This window comes from Flavobacterium sp. KACC 22758, from assembly GCF_028736135.1.
Classification (GTDB): domain Bacteria; phylum Bacteroidota; class Bacteroidia; order Flavobacteriales; family Flavobacteriaceae; genus Flavobacterium; species Flavobacterium johnsoniae.
The window spans coordinates 1,081,237-1,100,775 of sequence record NZ_CP117878.1; the positions used below are offsets into that span (position 1 = coordinate 1,081,237).

General features: G+C 33.8%; 18 protein-coding genes and 4 tRNA genes. 21 read left to right on the forward strand and 1 reads right to left on the reverse strand.

Features of this window, described 5'->3' with window-relative positions; genetic code table 11:
- Window positions 1-88: 88 nt before the first annotated feature.
- The 4 genes from PQ462_RS04740 to PQ462_RS04755 all read left to right on the forward strand — a co-directional run bounded on the left by PQ462_RS04740 (window position 89) and on the right by PQ462_RS04755 (window position 5,149).
- On the forward strand, window positions 89-2,062 hold the full coding sequence (locus PQ462_RS04740; RefSeq protein ID WP_274252542.1) for a putative porin: 1,974 nt from the start codon (window positions 89-91) through the stop codon (window positions 2,060-2,062).
- A 42-nt stretch (window positions 2,063-2,104) separates the two neighbouring features.
- A complete protein-coding gene (locus PQ462_RS04745) occupies window positions 2,105-3,466 on the forward strand; it encodes a pyridoxal-phosphate dependent enzyme (protein ID WP_274252543.1) in 1,362 nt (453 codons plus the stop codon).
- Window positions 3,467-3,597: 131 nt separating this feature from the next.
- Window positions 3,598-4,869 (forward strand): DUF2851 family protein, encoded by a 1,272-nt coding sequence (locus tag PQ462_RS04750; protein WP_274252544.1) that lies wholly within the window; start codon window positions 3,598-3,600, stop codon window positions 4,867-4,869.
- 52 nt (window positions 4,870-4,921) lie between these two features.
- Complete coding sequence (locus tag PQ462_RS04755) at window positions 4,922-5,149, forward strand: PspC family transcriptional regulator (protein WP_008466940.1); 228 nt, start codon at window positions 4,922-4,924, stop codon at window positions 5,147-5,149.
- A 52-nt stretch (window positions 5,150-5,201) separates the two neighbouring features.
- Here PQ462_RS04755 and PQ462_RS04760 read toward each other — a convergent pair whose 3' ends face one another.
- Window positions 5,202-6,671, reverse strand: coding sequence for an APC family permease (locus tag PQ462_RS04760; RefSeq protein ID WP_274252545.1), 1,470 nt, complete (start codon window positions 6,669-6,671; stop codon window positions 5,202-5,204).
- A 273-nt stretch (window positions 6,672-6,944) separates the two neighbouring features.
- Here PQ462_RS04760 and PQ462_RS04765 point away from each other — a divergent pair, with 273 nt between their 5' ends.
- From PQ462_RS04765 to rpoB, 17 genes are all read left to right on the forward strand, one after another.
- Window positions 6,945-7,832 carry a ComEA family DNA-binding protein gene (locus PQ462_RS04765; protein WP_274252546.1) on the forward strand — a complete coding sequence of 296 codons (888 nt, stop codon included), beginning with the start codon at window positions 6,945-6,947 and terminating at the stop codon, window positions 7,830-7,832.
- Between the two features lie 12 nt (window positions 7,833-7,844).
- A complete protein-coding gene (locus tag PQ462_RS04770; RefSeq protein WP_274252548.1) occupies window positions 7,845-8,987 on the forward strand; it encodes an acyl-CoA dehydrogenase family protein in 1,143 nt (380 codons plus the stop codon).
- Window positions 8,988-9,074: 87 nt separating this feature from the next.
- Entirely contained in the window at window positions 9,075-9,269 is a 195-nt protein-coding gene (gene rpsU / locus PQ462_RS04775) for a 30S ribosomal protein S21 (protein ID WP_012024008.1), read from the forward strand.
- A gap of 101 nt (window positions 9,270-9,370) precedes the next feature.
- Complete coding sequence (locus PQ462_RS04780; protein ID WP_274252549.1) at window positions 9,371-10,264, forward strand: tyrosine-type recombinase/integrase; 894 nt, start codon at window positions 9,371-9,373, stop codon at window positions 10,262-10,264.
- A 33-nt stretch (window positions 10,265-10,297) separates the two neighbouring features.
- On the forward strand, window positions 10,298-10,600 hold the full coding sequence (gene hpf / locus PQ462_RS04785) for a ribosome hibernation-promoting factor, HPF/YfiA family (RefSeq protein WP_012024010.1): 303 nt from the start codon (window positions 10,298-10,300) through the stop codon (window positions 10,598-10,600).
- A 90-nt stretch (window positions 10,601-10,690) separates the two neighbouring features.
- Window positions 10,691-10,764, forward strand: a tRNA-Thr gene (locus PQ462_RS04790).
- Window positions 10,765-10,823: 59 nt separating this feature from the next.
- Window positions 10,824-10,904, forward strand: a tRNA-Tyr gene (locus PQ462_RS04795).
- Window positions 10,905-10,995: 91 nt separating this feature from the next.
- Window positions 10,996-11,067 (forward strand) — tRNA-Thr (locus tag PQ462_RS04800).
- 55 nt (window positions 11,068-11,122) lie between these two features.
- A complete protein-coding gene (gene tuf / locus PQ462_RS04805; RefSeq protein ID WP_012024011.1) occupies window positions 11,123-12,310 on the forward strand; it encodes an elongation factor Tu in 1,188 nt (395 codons plus the stop codon).
- A gap of 62 nt (window positions 12,311-12,372) precedes the next feature.
- A tRNA-Trp gene (locus PQ462_RS04810) sits at window positions 12,373-12,443 on the forward strand.
- A gap of 18 nt (window positions 12,444-12,461) precedes the next feature.
- Window positions 12,462-12,659, forward strand: coding sequence for a preprotein translocase subunit SecE (gene secE / locus PQ462_RS04815; RefSeq protein ID WP_008466927.1), 198 nt, complete (start codon window positions 12,462-12,464; stop codon window positions 12,657-12,659).
- Window positions 12,660-12,669: 10 nt separating this feature from the next.
- A complete protein-coding gene (gene nusG, locus PQ462_RS04820) occupies window positions 12,670-13,221 on the forward strand; it encodes a transcription termination/antitermination protein NusG (RefSeq protein ID WP_012024012.1) in 552 nt (183 codons plus the stop codon).
- Window positions 13,222-13,288: 67 nt separating this feature from the next.
- A complete protein-coding gene (gene rplK, locus PQ462_RS04825) occupies window positions 13,289-13,726 on the forward strand; it encodes a 50S ribosomal protein L11 (protein ID WP_008466923.1) in 438 nt (145 codons plus the stop codon).
- Between the two features lie 13 nt (window positions 13,727-13,739).
- Window positions 13,740-14,429 (forward strand): 50S ribosomal protein L1, encoded by a 690-nt coding sequence (gene rplA / locus PQ462_RS04830; RefSeq protein ID WP_012024013.1) that lies wholly within the window; start codon window positions 13,740-13,742, stop codon window positions 14,427-14,429.
- 22 nt (window positions 14,430-14,451) lie between these two features.
- The gene (gene rplJ, locus PQ462_RS04835; RefSeq protein ID WP_012024014.1) at window positions 14,452-14,955 is read left to right on the forward strand and encodes a 50S ribosomal protein L10; all 504 of its coding nucleotides are present in this window, start codon (window positions 14,452-14,454) and stop codon (window positions 14,953-14,955) included.
- Between the two features lie 92 nt (window positions 14,956-15,047).
- Complete coding sequence (rplL, locus tag PQ462_RS04840; RefSeq protein WP_008466917.1) at window positions 15,048-15,419, forward strand: 50S ribosomal protein L7/L12; 372 nt, start codon at window positions 15,048-15,050, stop codon at window positions 15,417-15,419.
- A 264-nt stretch (window positions 15,420-15,683) separates the two neighbouring features.
- Window positions 15,684-19,496 carry a DNA-directed RNA polymerase subunit beta gene (gene rpoB, locus PQ462_RS04845; RefSeq protein ID WP_274252552.1) on the forward strand — a complete coding sequence of 1,271 codons (3,813 nt, stop codon included), beginning with the start codon at window positions 15,684-15,686 and terminating at the stop codon, window positions 19,494-19,496.
- Window positions 19,497-19,539 lie beyond the last annotated feature (43 nt).

Below are 19,539 nucleotides of genomic sequence, written 5' to 3' on the forward strand. Positions count from 1 at the left end.
AACAATTTGTTTTTTTTCGTTTATACGTTTTTATCTTTTACCTTTGCTCAACAAATTTTGCCGAAATAATTTTATATAACGCTATCAAATGAGAATATTCATTTTTTTATATCTATTAATTATACCAACATTATTGTTTTCTCAAGAAAAAACTACTTCAAAAGGTAGTTTAGATATGAATACAAAATATTCAAGTATAACAGACACAGTTAAAAAGAAAAAGGCAAAAATTGCTAAAATAGAACAATATCAAATTATTTCTCTGGAACATGATACCATTCATGCAGATACTTCGCTGACTATAAAAAGTGCCTATAAACAAAACCATCTTAGAAAAGATCTTTTTGGGCTTTTAGAGTTTCCAAATATAGGACAGCCGTTAAATATCCTGCAATATAGTTTAACCAGTTATTCGCCATATCCTGAAATTGGTTTTACTGCCAAGCATTACAATTATATACAAGCTGATGAGATAAGATATTATTCTGTTCCAACACCTTTAACCGAGTTATTTTTTAATACCACTATAAATAAAGGTCAGAATGTAGATTCGTTTATTACATTAAATACATCTAAAAACCTTAATTTCTCAATTGCTTATAGAGGTCTGCGTTCAGAAGGAGATTACATCAATCAGTTAGTAAGTGCAGGAAATTTTAGATTTACTACAAGTTACGCCACTACAAACCGAAGATATGCCTTGAATGTACATTATACTTATCAGGATAATTCAAACGAAGAAAATGGTGGTATTACAACAGCTGAGGATTTTGAAAGTGGTAGTGCCGATTTTAAAAACCGTCAGCGTCTGCAGGTTTATTTGACAGATGCGAAATCCTTTTTAAAAGGAAGACGTTTGTTTTTTGACCATGCTTTTAGAATAAATCCTAAAGATGGAAATAACAACTTATACATAAACCATCAGTTTAATTACGAAAATAAATTTTTCGAATACAATCAGGCAACTGTTCTTTCTGCTGTTGATGGATTTACAGAGCCGGTAAAACGTTTTGGAGAGTCTTATGTTACAAGCGGTATAAACGATCAGACACATTTTGAAAGATTGTATAATAGAGTTGGAGCTGCTTATGAAAATTCTCTTTTAGGTAAATTCAATTTCTTTGTAGACGATTACCGATCAAACTACAAGTACAACAGAATTTTAATTGACGCTTCTGGAAATGTTATTCCTGATAATTTGTTTTTGCAGATTAATAATTTCGGCGGGCAATATGAATATCAAAAAAATAAATGGAATGGACGCTTTTTGTATACAAGATCGATAACAAACCAATCGTTATCAGATCTTGATGCTAAATTGCGTTATGATTTAAATGATAAGATACAATTTGATTTTAGATATAGAAATATCAACAAACTGCCTAATAATAATTACAACTTGTACCAAAGCAGTTATGTAGAATACAATTGGTCGAATAACTTTAAAAATGAAAAAATAAATTCATTAGGTGCTAGCATTTCTACGCCTTGGGTAAATGCTGAAGCTCAATATACAGTCCTAAAAGATCACTTGTATTTTGTTGATATGGCAACTCCGGCACAAGCAGCACTTAGAACACAAATTGTAAAACCGGCTCAGTACGGAAATGTGATTAATTATTTAGAAATTAAAGCCAGTAGAGAATTTAAATTTGGAAAATTTGCTTTAGACAACACCTTATTATATCAAAAAGTAGATCAGTCAGAGTTGATTTTAAACGTGCCTGATTTTGTAACAAGAAACACATTCTATTACACAAATTACTTTTTCAAAAAAGCGTTATACGCACAGGGAGGAGTTGTATTTAACTATTTTACCAAATATTATGGAAATAGTTACAATCCTGTTATTGGAGAATTCTTTGTGCAGAATACTAAAGAAATTGGTAATTATGCCACTTTTGATGTTTTCATAAATGCACGAATTCGCCAGACACGCTTTTACTTAAAAGCAGAACATTTAAACGCTTTGTTCTCAAGCAGTAATTATTACTCTGCACCTGATAATCCGTATCGCGATTTTGTTATCAGATTTGGTTTAGTTTGGAATTTCTTCCAATAAAAATCATACAATTATTTAAATACCACATTAAACTTAAATAAAATGGACTTTTCAAATAATATTTTAGAAACAATTGGTAACACACCATTGGTAAAGCTCAACAAAATTGTTGCTGAAATTGATGCGTTAGTATTGGCAAAAGTCGAAACATTTAATCCGGGAAACTCTGTAAAAGACAGAATGGCCGTAAAAATGATTGAAGATGCTGAGGCTGATGGAAGACTTAAACCCGGAGGAACTATAATTGAAGGTACTTCTGGAAATACCGGAATGGGACTGGCGCTTGTAGCAATTGTAAAAGGGTACAAATTAATCTGTGTAATCTCAGATAAACAGTCAAAAGAAAAAATGGATATACTTCGTGCTGTTGGAGCAAAAGTTGTAGTTTGCCCTACAGATGTTGAGCCTACAGATCCACGTTCGTATTATTCAGTTTCAAAACGTTTGGCCGAAGAAACACCAAATTCATGGTATGTAAACCAGTATGATAATATGTCAAATTCGTTGGCACATTATGAGCAGACCGGCCCAGAAATCTGGAAACAGACAGACGGAAAAATTACACATTTTGTTGTAGGTGTTGGAACTGGAGGAACAATTTCTGGAGTTGGAAAATACTTAAAAGAAAAAAATCCAAATATTAAAATCTGGGGAATCGATACTTATGGTTCTGTTTTTAAGAAATACCATGAAACAGGGATTTTTGACGAAAACGAAATTTACTCATACATAACAGAAGGAATTGGAGAAGATATTTTACCTAAAAATGTTGATTTCTCCTTAATTGACGGTTTTACAAAAGTAACCGATAAAGATGCTGCTGTTTATACAAGAAAAATTGCTCTTGAAGAAGCTATTTTTGTTGGTAATTCTGCAGGAGCCTGTATAAAAGGATTACTTCAGTTAAAAGAACACTTTAAACCAGATGATGTTGTTGTTGTTTTATTTCATGATTCAGGAAGCCGTTATGTAGGTAAAATGTTTAATGATGACTGGATGCGTGAACGCGGATTCTTAGAAGAAAATGTTACTAAAGCAGAAGATGTTATTAAAGATCACATCGACAAGGAATTAATTGTTGTTCGTACAGAAGAATTAGTTTCTCATGCCATTGAGCGTATGCGTAAATATAAAATCTCGCAGATTCCGGTTGTTGATATAAACGGTTTTGTTGGTTCTGTAGATGAAACAGATTTGTTTAGAAGTTATGTTGCTGATAAAAACGTAGCCGAAAAACCTATTAAAGAAGTAATGGGGAAACCTTTTCCAATTGTAAAATTAGGAACACCAATCGAAGAAGTATCAAAACTATTTACCAAAGAAAATGATGCAGTTCTTGTTGATTTAGCAAACGGAAACCATCACATTATTACAAAATATGATATTATTGGCTCTATAAAATAGGTTGGTCAATAAAACTTTAATCCACAAATCAGATTGAATCAGGTTTGTGGATTTTTTTATTTCTGAAAATAAATTTGTAAGAATAATATTAAATTTGTTATTTTTAAATTGTAATTACAATAGTAAAAAAAATGAAAGAAGATTTTCTTCATTATTTATGGAAATTCAGGAAGTTTGATAACCTGAATTTAAAAACAGCACAAAATGAATCAATCACAATTATTAAGCCGGGTGATTATTTAGAACTTTCTGGACCAGACTTTTTTAACGCACTTATAAAAATTGGAGATCAAAAGTGGGCAGGAAATGTAGAAATACATTTAAAATCTTCAGATTGGTATCTGCACAATCATGAAAAAGATCCTGCTTATGAAAATGTTATTCTCCATGTTGTTTGGGAGAATGATACAGCAATTTTTAGGGAAAACAACACAGAAATCCCAGTTTTGATTCTTAAGGATTATGTTACTCAGGAAATAATAGAAAATTATTATGCACTTGTTTCGCCAAAAACATGGATTTCCTGTGAACGACAATTAAATAAGATTGACGATTTTATATTTAAAAACTGGCAGGAAAGATTGTTTTTTGAGCGATTAGAACGTAAGTCGTTATTTGTTTACGAATTGCTTGAGGAAACAAATCAGGATTGGGAAGCCGTTTTGTTTTGTATGCTGGCAAAGAACTTTGGTTTAAATACAAACGGAAATTCATTTTTACAGATTGCTAAATCAATACCTTTTTCGATTATTAGAAAGGAAAGTTTTGAAGCAGGCAGTCTTGAAGCTTTATTTTTGGGAACTGCAGGTTTGTTAGACGGGGAAAAAGAAGATGTTTATTTTAAAGATCTGAAGTTTAAGTATTTTTTTCTTCTCCATAAATACCAACTAGTAAAAACACATGTTGATCCGGTTTTGTTTTTTAAGCTCCGCCCAGATAATTTTCCAACAATAAGACTTTCTCAGCTTGCGGAGTTATATCATAAACATCAAAATTTGTTTTCTAAAATAATAGCTTTAAAATCTGCGAAAGAAGTTTATAATCTGTTGAATGTTTCTTCAAGCGAATATTGGAAAAATCATTATCAGTTCGATAAAGAAAGTTCAAAGAAAGCGAAGCCATTATCAAAATCATTTCTGGACTTGATAATTATAAATACTATAATACCAATTCAGTTTGCTTATTCAAATACAATAGGAGAGTTTGTAACAGAAGATTTAATTGATTTTATGATAGAAGTTGCTTCAGAAAAAAATGCCGTTATAGATAAGTTTAATTCATTTGGCATAAAATCTGTAAATGCATTTGAGAGTCAGTCTCTGTTAGAGCTCAAAAATGAATATTGTAATAATAAAGCCTGTTTAAAATGCGCTGTTGGAATTGAATTGCTTAAAAAGAATTAGATAATTTGTACTTTTGTAATCAGGAATATAAAATCTAAAGTCTAAAATAAAGATGTCAGCAATTTTAAAACTTAAATTTTTTTTCGAAAAATATGGTTTCCATGTTTCATCGAGATTAGCAGATAAATTAGGAATGCGTGTAACAAGTGTGCGATTATTTTTTATCTACATATCATTTGTAACTGCTGGTTTAGGATTTGGAGTTTATTTAACTCTGGCCTTTTGGATTAGATTGAAAGATTTAATTCGTTCTAAAAGAACTTCAGTATTTGATTTATAAAAAAAAACTCCAAATCTTAGATTTGGAGTTTTTTTTATAAATCAATAGTATTTTATTCTTCAGTTGTAGTATCGTTAAGTCTTGATCTTTTCTTACTGTATCCGAAGTAAACCAGAATACCAATTATAAGCCATCCAAATGATAATAATTGAGCATCTAAACTTAAATTAAAAATTAAGTAAGAATTGATCGCGATTCCAAGAACAGCAATAACTGGTAAAGCAGGAACTTTAAAAGTTCTGTTTAATCCCGGTTGTTTTACTCTTAAAATCCAAACAGCGATACAAACCATTGTAAAGGCAAACAAAGTACCAAAACTTGTCATATCAGCTAATTTGTTGATTGGTGTAAATGCAGCAACAGTTGCGATAATACCTCCTAAAATCATTAAGTTTGTTTTTGGAGTTCCGGAAATAGGATTTACTTTAGAGAAAACAGAAGGAATTAATCCATCTTTAGACATACCTAAGAAGATTCTTGATTGTCCCATGATCATTACCATTAATACAGAAATCAAACCTATAGTTGCAGCAACAGTAATAATAGAACCAGCCCAGCCTTGCCCGGCAATATCAAATGCATAAGCTACTGGAGCTTTGATAGCATCAGGGTATTTTCCTAGTGGATTAAAATCTTGGTAATTCATCATTCCTGTTAGTACTAGTGAAACAAGAATATATAATGTAGTACAAATTAATAAAGAAGCAATGATCGCAAACGGAACATCTTTTTTAGGATTAATAGCTTCTCCGGCTTGTGTAGAAACAGCATCAAAACCAACATAAGCAAAGAAAATTGCTGCAGCTCCGGAAACAATTCCTCCAATTCCGTAAGCATTATGAGTCGTTTCTTTTTCTATGATCTGAGTTGCTTCAGGAATAAACGGGCTCCAGTTTGCTGTATTAATAAAGAAAAGACCAGCTATAATTACAAAGATTACTGCAGATACTTTAAGGATTACAATAGCATTATTTGCTTTAGCAGCGCTTTTTGTACCTTTAATAAGTAATGAAATAACTAAAATTACAATTAAGAAAGCCGGAAGATTCATTGAAAATCCTTCACCAGTGTAACTTGCAGGGTCTGTTGTGAGCCAATCAGGAAGTTTAATGTGAAACAATTTAAGTAATTTGTTGAAATATCCTGACCAGGAAACGGCGACTGTCATTGATCCCATTGCATATTCAAGAATAAGCCCCCAGCCGATTATCCATGCAAACATTTCTCCGATAGTACCATAAGCATATGCATAAGCAGATCCTTCAACAGGTAAGATAGAAGCAAATTCAGAATAACAAAGAGCTGCAAAAACACAGGCAATACCTGCAATAATAAACGAAATTGCTAAAGCTGGACCTGCATGGTAATAAGCTCCAGTACCGGTAAGTACAAAAATTCCACCACCGATAATGGCACCAACACCAATGGCAGTAAGGCTCCATTTTCCAAGGACTCTTTTTAAATCACTTTTTTTCATATCGGCCTCAAAGGCAGATATTGGTTTAACTCTCCAAATTGACATACTATTTTATTGGTTTATTTGTTATTAAGTGCCAAATGTATTGTTTTTTGTAAAAAATAAAAACAATTATCATGTTTTAAGTTATAAAATATTTAATTTTTTGGATGAATAATTATTGGGTTTGCTTTAATAGCTGAGATTCATTAAATTAATTGGTAAGTAATGGGTCGAACTTTAACTTTTTGAGAATTGTGTTTTTTGTTATTTTTCTTATTAAATATGTAAATTCTTACGTAATTTGCGCTGTTTTAATTTTTAATTTTTTTATTAATAATGAATTTTCAGGTACTTAACCGTTATTTTAAGTTTACAAAGAGACAACAAACAGGAATTTTTCTATTTTTCACTATAATAATTATTTTACAGCTTATTTATTTTTTCTCGGATTTCAGCAAGTATGAAAAAATCTCTGCAGAAGAAAACCAATGGCTTTCAATCCAGAATGAAATAGATACTCAGAAAAAAAATAAGTTTGATAATAATTACACAGTTTATAAATTTAATCCAAATTATATTTCAGACTATAAAGGGTATAAACTGGGGATGTCGATTCAGGAAATCGACAGACTCTTAGCGTTTAGAAAACAAAATAAATATGTCAATTCTGCAAAAGAATTTCAAAATGTAACCCAGATTTCAGATTCTTTATTAAATGTACTTTCTCCGCTTTTTAAATTTCCTGATTGGGCGCAAAATAAGAATGAATTCAAAAAAGAAAAAAAAGAATATGTCCCGAAGGTGTTTGAAAAAAAAGAAAGAATTATTTTAACAGATATCAATCAGGCTACCCAAGAAGATTTAATAAAGATATATGGGATAGGAGAGGCACTTTCTTCAAGAATATTGAAACAAAAAGAAATATTAGGAGGTTTTGTTTCTATGGAACAACTAACAGATGTTTGGGGATTATCACCGGAAGTAATAATAGAATTAAATAATCATTTTAAAGCCGTCTTACCTTCTAACTTTAAAAAGATTCCTATAAACGACGCGTCATTAAAAGAGTTGTCGCAGTTTCCATATTTTAAATATGCATTAGCCAAACAAATTGTAACGTATAGAAGTATGAACGGAAATTTTAATAATATTGAGGATTTGTCAAAAATTAAAGGTTTTCCTGTTGAAAAAGCAAAAATAATTAGTTTATATTTGGAGTTCTAAAAAATTAGTAAAATGAATTTTGAATATAACGAAACGCAGTCAATGATTGCGCAATCTATAAAAGACTTTGCTGAAAAGAATATAAAACCTTATATAATGGAGTGGGATGAGGCTCAGATTTTTCCTGTTGACTTGTTTAAGAAATTAGGTGAAATGGGATTTATGGGGGTTTTAGTACCTGAAGAATATGGAGGTTCAGGATTGGGATATCACGAATATATTACAGTAGTTGAAGAAATCTCAAAAGTTGATCCTTCAATAGGATTGTCTGTTGCTGCACATAATTCACTTTGTACAAATCATATTCTAACATTTGGAAACGAAGAACAAAAGAAAAAATATCTGCCAAAACTAGCAACAGCTGAATTTATTGGGGCCTGGGGACTTACAGAGCATAATACAGGTTCTGATGCTGGAGGAATGAATACAACAGCTGTTAAAGATGGAGATTTTTGGATTATTAACGGAGCTAAAAATTTTATTACACACGCTATATCTGGAGATGTGGCTGTTGTAATTGTTAGAACTGGAGAAAAAGGCGACTCAAAAGGAATGACTGCTTTTGTTTTAGAAAAAGGTATGGCAGGTTTTTCTTCGGGTAAAAAAGAAAATAAGTTAGGAATGCGCGCGAGTGAAACCGCTGAATTGGTTTTTGACAGCTGTCGTGTGCCAGATGCAAATAGATTAGGAGAAGTCGGCCAGGGATTTGTTCAGGCAATGAAAATTTTAGATGGAGGCCGAATTTCAATTGGAGCCTTATCATTAGGAATTTCAAAAGGAGCTTACGAAGCAGCATTAAAATATTCAAAAGAAAGATATCAGTTTGGTCAGCCGATCAGTAATTTTCAGGGTATTTCTTTTAAATTGGCTGATATGGCAACAGAAATTGAAGCCTCAGAACTACTTCTGCATAAAGCTGCTTATTTAAAACAACAGCATAAACCGGTAACAACATTGGGAGCTATGGCAAAAATGTACGCGTCTGAAGCTTGTGTGAAAATCGCAAATGAAGCAGTTCAGATACATGGAGGTTATGGTTATACAAAAGATTTTCCGGTAGAGAAATTTTACAGAGACTCTAAATTGTGTACTATTGGAGAAGGAACTACCGAAATTCAGAAACTGGTTATTTCGAGAAACTTATTAAAAGAATAGATTTTGTAAAATAATTTACATTTTATAATTCATAATTCATAATTAATTTTTACATTTGCAGCCTTAACGAGAGGAGGTGTCTATATTATGTTAATTATACCAATTAAAGACGGAGAAAATATCGATAGAGCATTAAAGCGCTATAAAAGAAAATTTGATAAAACAGGAACTGTTCGTCAATTAAGAGCACGTACTGCTTTTATTAAGCCTTCTGTTGTAAAAAGAGCTCAAATTCAAAAAGCTGCTTACATCCAAACTTTGAAAGATAGTTTAGAGAGTTAGTATTTCGCTTTTCAAAAATAATTACCGTTAGTGGTCAAAATGTATTAATTTTGATCCTAACGGTTTTTTGTTTTCAAAACCTTTTGTAATTTATTGATCGTATGAAGTCAAATAAGCAGGCATTTCAGGATTATTTACAGTTTGAGAAAAAATATTCTCCTCATACTGTAAATGCTTATTTAAATGATTTAGGTTTTTTTGAAGGGTTTAATAAAGAGCGTTTTGAGCAGGATTCTATTGAAAAAGTAAATTATAGTCAAATTAGGAGCTGGATTGTTTTTTTAGTAGATCAAGGAGTTTCGAATGTTTCTGTAAATCGTAAAATGGCTTCTTTAAAAGCGTTTTATAAATTTCTTTTAAAAATAAAGCAGATAGAGGTTAGTCCAATGCTTAAGCATAAGGCACTCAAGACTCCTAAAATTGTCCAGATTCCGTTTTCTGAAAAAGAAGTAAGTGATTTGATGTTTGGAGTTGAGTCTCCAATTGGTTTTGAGGAAGTAAGGGATAAGCTTATTGTGGATTTGTTTTATACTACAGGAATGCGTCGGGCAGAATTAATAGGCTTAATGTTTAAAAATGTTGATTTGTCTTCGGGTGTTGTGAAGGTTTTGGGTAAAAGGAGTAAAGAACGTATTGTGCCGCTTCTGCCGATAGTTACGGATCAGATTAATTTGTATTTAAAAGAAAGAGAGCGGCTTGATCGAATTGTGGATTCTGAATATTTTTTTATTTCGGAAAAAGGGTTAAAATTAAGCGAATCTTTTGTGTATCGATTAATAAATTGTTACTTTAGTAGGGTCTCTGAAAAGGTAAAGAAGAGTCCGCATGTGCTTCGGCATACTTTTGCGACTCACTTACTGAATAATGGGGCAGATTTAAATTCAGTTAAGGAATTATTAGGGCATTCGAGTTTGGCGTCTACGCAGGTTTATACTCATAATAGTTTAGCAGAGTTAAAAAAAGTATATTCAGAAGCGCATCCGAGAAATAAATAATAGTTCCAAAAGTTTAACCCTAAAATTATTATTATGAAGGTAGATGTTCATGCAGTTAACTTTACTGTCGACAGAAAATTGGTGGATTTTATTCAAGAAAGAATGGATAAACTTGAAAAGTATTACGATCGAGTAGTTTCGGCTGATGTTTTTTTAAAAGTTGAAAGAACAAGTGAGAAGGAGAATAAAGCAGTAGAGATTAAGATTAATGTTCCGGGAGATGAGTTTTTGGTTAAAAAGCAGTGTAAAACCTTTGAGGAAGCTGTGGAACTTTCGGCAGAATCGCTAGAACGTTTGCTGGTTAAAAGGAAAGAAAAAATTAGAGCACATATATAATTGAAATTTTTTTTAAAAAATGTTTTGATTAAAAGATAAAATAGCTACATTTGCAGTCCGTTAGAAATAGCGGACTTTTTTAATGTATTCGCCGATGTAGCTCAGCTGGCTAGAGCAGCTGATTTGTAATCAGCAGGTCGTGGGTTCGAGTCCCTCTATCGGCTCAAAATATTTCAAATGCGATTTGAAATTGGTTCTTTAAAATGATGGAATTTTAAAATTAGGGGAGATACTCAAGCGGCCAACGAGGGCAGACTGTAAATCTGCTGTGTGAACTTCGCAGGTTCGAATCCTGCTCTCCCCACAAAAAAAAGAAGTTTAAGATTTCGGATTTTAGATTTTAGGTTTTTAAAAGTCTAAAATCAGAATTCAAAAATCTAAAATCAGAACTCTCTGCCGGTGTAGCTCAGGGGTAGAGTGCTTCCTTGGTAAGGAAGAGGTCTCGGGTTCAAATCCCGACATTGGCTCAAGTAAGTAGGAAATTGAAAATTAATATATAACTAAGATTAAAAATTAAGTAAAATGGCAAAGGAGAATTTTAATCGTTCCAAACCGCACTTAAACATAGGTACAATTGGACACGTAGATCACGGAAAAACTACATTAACTGCTGCAATTACAAAAGTATTGTCAGATGCTGGTTACTGTCAAGCAAAATCGTTTGATCAAATCGATAACGCTCCAGAGGAGAAAGAAAGAGGTATTACTATTAATACATCACACGTAGAGTACGAAACAGCTAACCGTCACTACGCTCACGTTGACTGTCCAGGTCACGCGGATTACGTAAAGAACATGGTTACTGGTGCTGCTCAAATGGACGGTGCTATCTTAGTAGTTGCTGCTACAGATGGTCCAATGCCACAAACTCGTGAGCACATCCTTTTAGGACGTCAGGTTGGTATTCCAAGAATCGTTGTTTTCATGAACAAAGTGGATATGGTTGATGATGCTGAGTTATTAGAGCTTGTTGAAATGGAAATTAGAGATTTATTATCTTTCTACGAATATGATGGAGATAATGGTCCTGTAGTTCAAGGTTCTGCTTTAGGGGGATTAAACAATGATCCAAACTGGGTACCTAAAATTATCGAATTAATGGAAGCTGTTGATAACTGGATCGAAGAGCCAGTACGTGACGTTGCTAAACCATTCTTGATGCCAGTTGAGGACGTATTTACAATTACAGGTCGTGGAACTGTTGCTACAGGTCGTATCGAAACTGGAGTTGCTAACACTGGAGATCCTGTTGAGATCATCGGTATGGGAGCTGAAAAATTAACTTCTACTATTACAGGAGTTGAGATGTTCCGTAAAATCCTTGATAGAGGTGAAGCTGGAGATAACGTAGGTTTATTGTTAAGAGGTATTGATAAAGCTGATATCAAAAGAGGTATGGTTATTATTAAGCCAGGTTCAGTAAAACCACACGCTAAATTCAAAGCTGAGGTTTATATCTTGAAAAAAGAAGAAGGTGGACGTCACACTCCATTCCACAATAACTACCGTCCACAGTTCTACGTACGTACAACTGACGTAACAGGGGTTATTTCTTTACCAGCAGGTGTAGAGATGGTAATGCCAGGTGATAACTTAACTATTGAAGTTGCTTTATTAAGCCCAATCGCTATGAACGTAGGTTTACGTTTTGCTATCCGTGAAGGTGGTAGAACAGTTGGTGCTGGACAAGTTACTGAAATCGTAGAGTAATCTATAATAATAAAAACAAAAGCCAGTTGATATCTTAACTGAAGTCACTGGCTTTTTTAATTACGGGCGTAGTTCAAGGGTAGAATAGCGGTCTCCAAAACCGTTGATGGGGGTTCGAATCCCTCCGCCCGTGCAATAAAAAATATATCAAATGACAAAAGTTACTAATTATTTATCAGAGGCTTTCGAAGAGTTAAAGTCAAATGTTACTTGGCCTGCTTGGGCTGAGGTTCAAAAATTGACAATTGTTGTGGCTGTATTTTCGATTCTATTTGCTTTGGCAACATGGGGAGTAGACGAATTTTTTGCAAAAGCTTTGGCTGGATTTTTTAACTGGTTAAAAGGATAATTTTTTTGTGATGGCAGATAATAATGTGAAAAAATGGTATGTAGTTAGAGCTGTAAGCGGCCAGGAAAATAAGGTTAAAGCTTACATCGAAACTGAGATTGCCAGACTAGGGATGGAGGATTATGTTTCTCAAGTTTTAGTACCTACTGAAAAAGTAGTTACAGTAAAAGAAGGGAAAAAAATGTCTAAGGATAAGGTTTATTTTCCTGGATATGTTATGATTGAAGCTAACTTAGTTGGTGAGATACCTCATATTATTAAATCTATTACTAGTGTGATTGGTTTCTTAGGAGAAATTAAAGGCGGAGAACCTGTCCCTTTAAGACTTTCAGAGGTAAATCGTATGTTAGGTAAAGTGGATGAACTTGCTGTGAATACAGATACAAGATCAATTCCGTTCAGCTTAGGTGAAACAGTAAAAGTGATCGATGGTCCTTTTAATGGTTTCAATGGTACGGTTGAGAAAATCAATGAAGAAAAGCGTAAACTTGAAGTAATGGTTAAGATTTTCGGAAGAAAAACCCCATTAGAATTAAGTTTTATGCAAGTTGAAAAAGTATAATTTTTTGTTACACTATAATAAACCATTGTAATCGCTTCCATTGATTACAGTGATAAATTTTTTAAAAATGGCTAAAGAAATTAGTAAGGTAGTTAAACTACAAGTTAAGGGAGGTGCTGCGAACCCGTCGCCACCGGTTGGACCTGCTTTAGGAGCTGCTGGGGTTAATATCATGGAGTTTTGTAAGCAGTTCAATGCTAGAACTCAGGATAAACCTGGCAAAATTTGTCCAGTGCAAATCACTGTGTACAAAGACAAATCATTTGATTTTGTTGTTAAGACTCCTCCAGCAGCAGTTCAGTTAATGGAAGCTGCAAAGCTAAAATCTGGTTCTGGTGAGCCTAATCGTAAAAAAGTAGCTAGCGTTACTTGGGAACAAATTAGAACTATTGCTGAAGACAAAATGCCAGACTTAAATGCTTTTACAATTGAAAAAGCTATGAGTATGGTTGCTGGAACGGCTAGATCTATGGGTATAACTGTATCAGGAGATGCTCCTTTTTAATTAAGAAAAAGACATGGCAAAATTAACAAAAAAGCAAAAAGAGGCTGCTTCAAAAATTGAAAAGAACAAATTATACTCTCTAAAAGATGCTGCTGCATTATTGAAAGTTGTTGCTTCTGCAAAATTTGATGAGTCTGTTGATATCGCAGTTCGTTTGGGTGTAGATCCAAGAAAAGCGAATCAAATGGTTAGAGGTGTGGTAACTTTACCTCACGGAACAGGAAAAGATGTTAAAGTATTAGCATTGGTTACTCCAGATAAAGAGGCTGAAGCAAGAGAGGCTGGAGCAGATCATGTTGGTCTTGATGATTACTTACAAAAAATCAAAGACGGTTGGACAGATGTTGATGTGATCATTACTATGCCTGCTGTTATGGGTAAATTAGGTCCATTAGGTCGTATTTTAGGACCTAGAGGTTTAATGCCAAACCCTAAAACAGGTACAGTAACTATGGATGTTGCTAAAGCTGTTCAAGAAGTTAAAGCTGGTAAAATTGACTTTAAAGTTGATAAAACTGGTATCGTACACGCAGGAATCGGTAAAGTTTCTTTTGGAGCTGAGCAGATTGTTGACAACGCACACGAAATTATTCAAACATTAATAAAACTTAAACCAACTGCTGCTAAAGGTACATACATCAAAGGTATTCACCTTACAAGCACAATGAGTCCTGCTATTGCATTAGACCCAAAAGCAGTATAATTGGTAGTTAAAAATTTTTAGTATGACTAGAGAAGAAAAATCAATCGCGATTGAAAATTTAACTGCGCAGTTAGCTGGTACAAATATCATTTACATTTCTGATATTTCTGGTTTAAACGCAGAGACAACTTCAAACTTACGTAGAGCTTGTTTTAAAGCAGGTATCAAATTAGAGGTTGTAAAGAACACTTTGCTTGCAAAAGCAATGGAAGCTTCTTCTAATGATTATGGTGATTTACCTACAGTTTTATCAGGTAACAGTGCTATATTTATTTCTGATGTTGCTAATGCACCTGGAAAAATTATTAAAGATTTCCGTAAGAAATCTGACAAACCAGTTTTAAAAGGAGCTTACATCAATTCTGAAGTATATATTGGAGATAACCAATTAGATGCGTTAGCTACAATTAAATCTAAAGAAGAGCTTATTGGAGAAATCATTGGATTATTACAATCTCCAGCTCAAAGAATTATTTCTGCTTTACAAAACAAATTCGCTGGAAGCGAAGAAGAAGGAGCAGAGTAATTATCGTAAGGGAGTTTGCTTCCTTACTGCTTAAATTAGCGCACAATAATTAAATTATATTTTTACACAAATCATTTTAAACGATAGAAAAAATGGCAGATTTGAAACAATTCGCAGAACAATTAGTTAACTTAACAGTTAAAGAAGTTAACGAATTAGCAACAATATTAAAAGATGAGTACGGAATCGAGCCTGCTGCTGCTGCTGTAGTAGTTGCTGCTGGTGGAGGAGACGGTGCTGCTGAAGAAGCACAAACTGAATTTACAGTTGTATTAAAAGATGCAGGAGCTTCTAAATTAGCAGTTGTGAAATTAGTTAAGGAATTAACTGGTTTAGGTCTTAAAGAAGCTAAAGATGTAGTTGACGGTGCACCAAGCAACGTTAAAGAAGGTGTTTCTAAAGAAGAGGCTGAAGGTCTTAAAAAATCTTTAGAAGAGGCTGGAGCTACTGTTGAGCTTAAATAATTAAACTCAGTTTAAGAACTAGGTTTAGGTCTTGAGTTAACACTCAAAGACCTAAACCATTTTTCGTATAATAAAATATATTAAGTTTTATTATCCCATAGTTTAAAATACGAAAAAGTTTTAGATCAATACGAAGAAAGAAAATTGAACTTGTTTTTATGTTTTATTTTTAAAGATGTATTGATTATAATAAGAAAGTATAGATTAAACAGTGTGTTTACACAAACAAAAATTACTTTTTTTTAATCAAAATTTTGTCCATTGATGATAACAAATCAGACTGAAAGATTGAATTTTGCCTCTACAAAAAATATCCCTGACTATCCAGATTTCTTAGATGTTCAGGTTAAATCTTTTAAAGATTTCTTTCAATTAGAAACGAAATCTGACGAAAGAGGCAACGAAGGGTTATACAACACCTTCATGGAAAACTTCCCAATTACAGATACAAGAAATAACTTTGTATTGGAATTCCTAGATTATTTTGTTGATCCGCCGCGTTATACAATTCAAGAATGTATAGAGAGAGGTCTTACTTATAGTGTGCCTTTAAAAGCTAGGTTGAAACTATACTGTACAGATCCAGAACACGAAGATTTTGAAACAATTGTACAAGATGTTTATCTTGGAACAATTCCTTACATGACTCCTAGTGGTACTTTTGTTATTAATGGTGCCGAGCGTGTTGTAGTATCTCAATTACACCGTTCTCCAGGGGTTTTCTTTGGACAGTCATTCCACGCAAATGGAACTAAACTTTATTCTGCGAGAGTAATTCCTTTTAAAGGATCTTGGATAGAATTTTCTACAGATATCAACAGTGTAATGTACGCGTATATCGATAGAAAGAAAAAATTACCTGTAACAACTTTATTCCGTGCTATCGGTTTTGAAAGAGATAAGGATATCCTTGAAATTTTCGACTTAGCAGAAGAAATTAAAGTTTCTAAAACTGGTATTAAGAAATATATTGGAAGAAGACTTGCTGCTCGTGTATTGAACACATGGCACGAGGATTTCGTTGATGAAGATACTGGAGAGGTAGTTTCTATCGAACGTAACGAAATCATCCTTGATCGTGATACAATTATTGACAAAGATAATGTTGAAGAGATCATCGATTCTAACGTAAAATCTATTTTGTTGCACAAGGAGGATAATAACCAAGCAGATTATGCTATTATCCACAACACGTTACAAAAAGATCCAACAAACTCTGAAAAAGAAGCTGTAGAGCACATTTACCGTCAGTTGCGTAATGCTGAACCGCCTGATGAGGAAACTGCTCGTGGTATTATAGATAAATTATTCTTCTCTGATCAACGTTATAACTTAGGTGAAGTTGGTCGTTACAGAATGAACAAAAAATTGGCTTTAGATATCCCTATGGATAAGCAAGTGCTTACCAAAGAAGATATCATTACCATTGTAAAATATTTGATTGAATTGATCAACTCTAAAGCAGAGATTGATGATATCGACCACTTATCAAACCGTCGTGTTAGAACAGTTGGTGAACAATTGTCTCAACAATTCGGTGTTGGTTTAGCACGTATGGCTAGAACTATTCGTGAGAGAATGAACGTTAGAGATAACGAGGTGTTTACACCAATTGATTTGATCAATGCTAAAACATTATCATCAGTTATCAACTCTTTCTTTGGAACTAACCAGTTATCTCAATTTATGGATCAAACGAATCCATTAGCTGAGATTACACACAAAAGAAGACTTTCTGCACTTGGGCCAGGTGGACTTTCGAGAGAGAGAGCTGGTTTCGAGGTTCGTGACGTTCACTATACTCACTATGGTCGTTTATGTCCGATTGAAACTCCTGAGGGACCAAACATTGGTTTGATTTCATCTCTTGGTGTTTATGCAAAAGTAAACGGAATGGGATTCATCGAAACTCCATACCGTAAAGTAACTAATGGTGTAGTTGATTTAGAAAGTACTCCAATTTACTTAAGTGCTGAAGAAGAAGAAGGTAAAATGATTGCTCAGGCAAACATTGAGATGGATGAAAATGGAAAAATTACAGCTAGCAATGTAATTGCTCGTGAGGAAGGTGACTTCCCGGTTGTTGAACCATCTGTAGTTCATTATACAGACGTTGCTCCTAACCAGATCGCTTCGATTTCTGCATCTTTGATTCCTTTCTTGGAGCATGATGATGCGAACCGTGCGTTGATGGGATCTAACATGATGCGTCAGGCAGTTCCTTTGATCCGTCCTGAAGCTCCGATTGTTGGTACAGGTTTAGAGCGTCAGGTAGCTTCAGATTCAAGAGTATTAATCAATGCTGAAGGGCATGGTACTGTTGAATACGTAGATGCTAATATCATTACTATTAAATACGATCGTACAGAAGACGAGAGAATGGTTAGTTTTGATGCTGATGAGAAAACGTACAACTTAATTAAATTTAGAAAAACCAATCAAGGTACAAGTATCAACTTGAAACCAATCGTAAGAAGAGGTGATAGAGTTGTTCCTGGTCAAGTATTGTCTGAAGGATATGCTACTCAAAATGGAGAATTAGCTTTAGGTAGAAACTTAAAAGTTGCGTTCATGCCATGGAAAGGGTACAACTTCGAGGATGCGATTGTAATTTCTGAAAAAGTAGTTCGTGATGATATTTTTACTTCTATCCACGTTGATGATTATTCATTAGAGGTTAGAGATACTAAGTTAGGAAACGAAGAGTTAACAAACGATATTCCTAACGTTTCTGAAGAAGCTACTAAAGATTTAGATGAAAACGGTATGATTAGAATTGGAGCAGAGGTTAAACCTGGCGACATTTTGATCGGAAAAATTACACCAAAAGGAGAATCAGATCCTACTCCAGAGGAGAAATTGCTTCGTGCAATCTTCGGGGATAAAGCAGGTGATGTAAAAGATGCTTCATTAAAAGCTTCTCCATCTTTACATGGTGTAGTTCTTGACAAAAAATTATTTGCAAGAGCCGTAAAAGATAAACGTAAACGTACTCAGGATAAAGATGCTTTAGGCGCTTTAGAAATGGAATTCGAAACTAAATTTGTTGAATTAAAAGACAGATTAGTTGAGAAATTATTCTTGATCGTTAACGGAAAAACATCTCAAGGTGTAATGAATGATTTGGGTGAAGAAGTTTTACCAAAAGGTAAAAAATATACTCAAAAAATGCTTTATGCAGTAGAAGATTTTGCTCACTTAAGCAAAGGTCAATGGGTTGCTGATGATGCTACTAATAAAATGGTTAATGATTTAATTCATAACTATAAAATTAAGCTGAACGACTTACAAGGAGCTTTAAGAAGAGAGAAATTCACTATTACAGTTGGAGATGAATTGCCATCTGGAATCTTGAAATTGGCTAAAATATATATCGCTAAAAAACGTAAGTTAAAAGTGGGTGATAAAATGGCGGGACGTCACGGTAACAAAGGTATTGTTGCTAGAATCGTTCGTCACGAAGATATGCCTTTCTTAGAAGACGGAACACCAGTAGATATCGTATTGAATCCACTTGGGGTACCTTCACGTATGAACATTGGTCAGATTTATGAGACTGTTCTTGGATGGGCTGGTATGAACTTGGGTAGAAAATTTGCTACTCCAATTTTTGACGGTGCTTCTCTTGACGAAATCAACGCTTTGACTGATGAAGCTAACGTACCACGTTTCGGACATACTTATCTTTATGATGGTGGTACTGGAGAGCGTTTTGCACAAAAAGCAACTGTGGGTGTAATTTACATGCTTAAATTAGGACACATGGTTGATGATAAGATGCACGCACGTTCTATCGGACCATACTCATTGATTACGCAGCAGCCACTAGGAGGTAAGGCTCAATTTGGAGGTCAGCGTTTTGGAGAGATGGAGGTTTGGGCACTTGAGGCTTATGGAGCTTCTAGTACTTTACGTGAAATCTTAACTGTTAAGTCTGATGACGTTATTGGTAGAGCTAAAACTTACGAAGCTATCGTTAAGGGAGAAACTATGCCAGAACCAGGTTTACCAGAATCATTCAATGTATTAATGCACGAATTGAAAGGTCTAGGATTAGATCTTCGTTTGGAAGAATAAATAAAAAGTTTCTAGTCACAGTCTCAGTATTCAGTCCCGCACT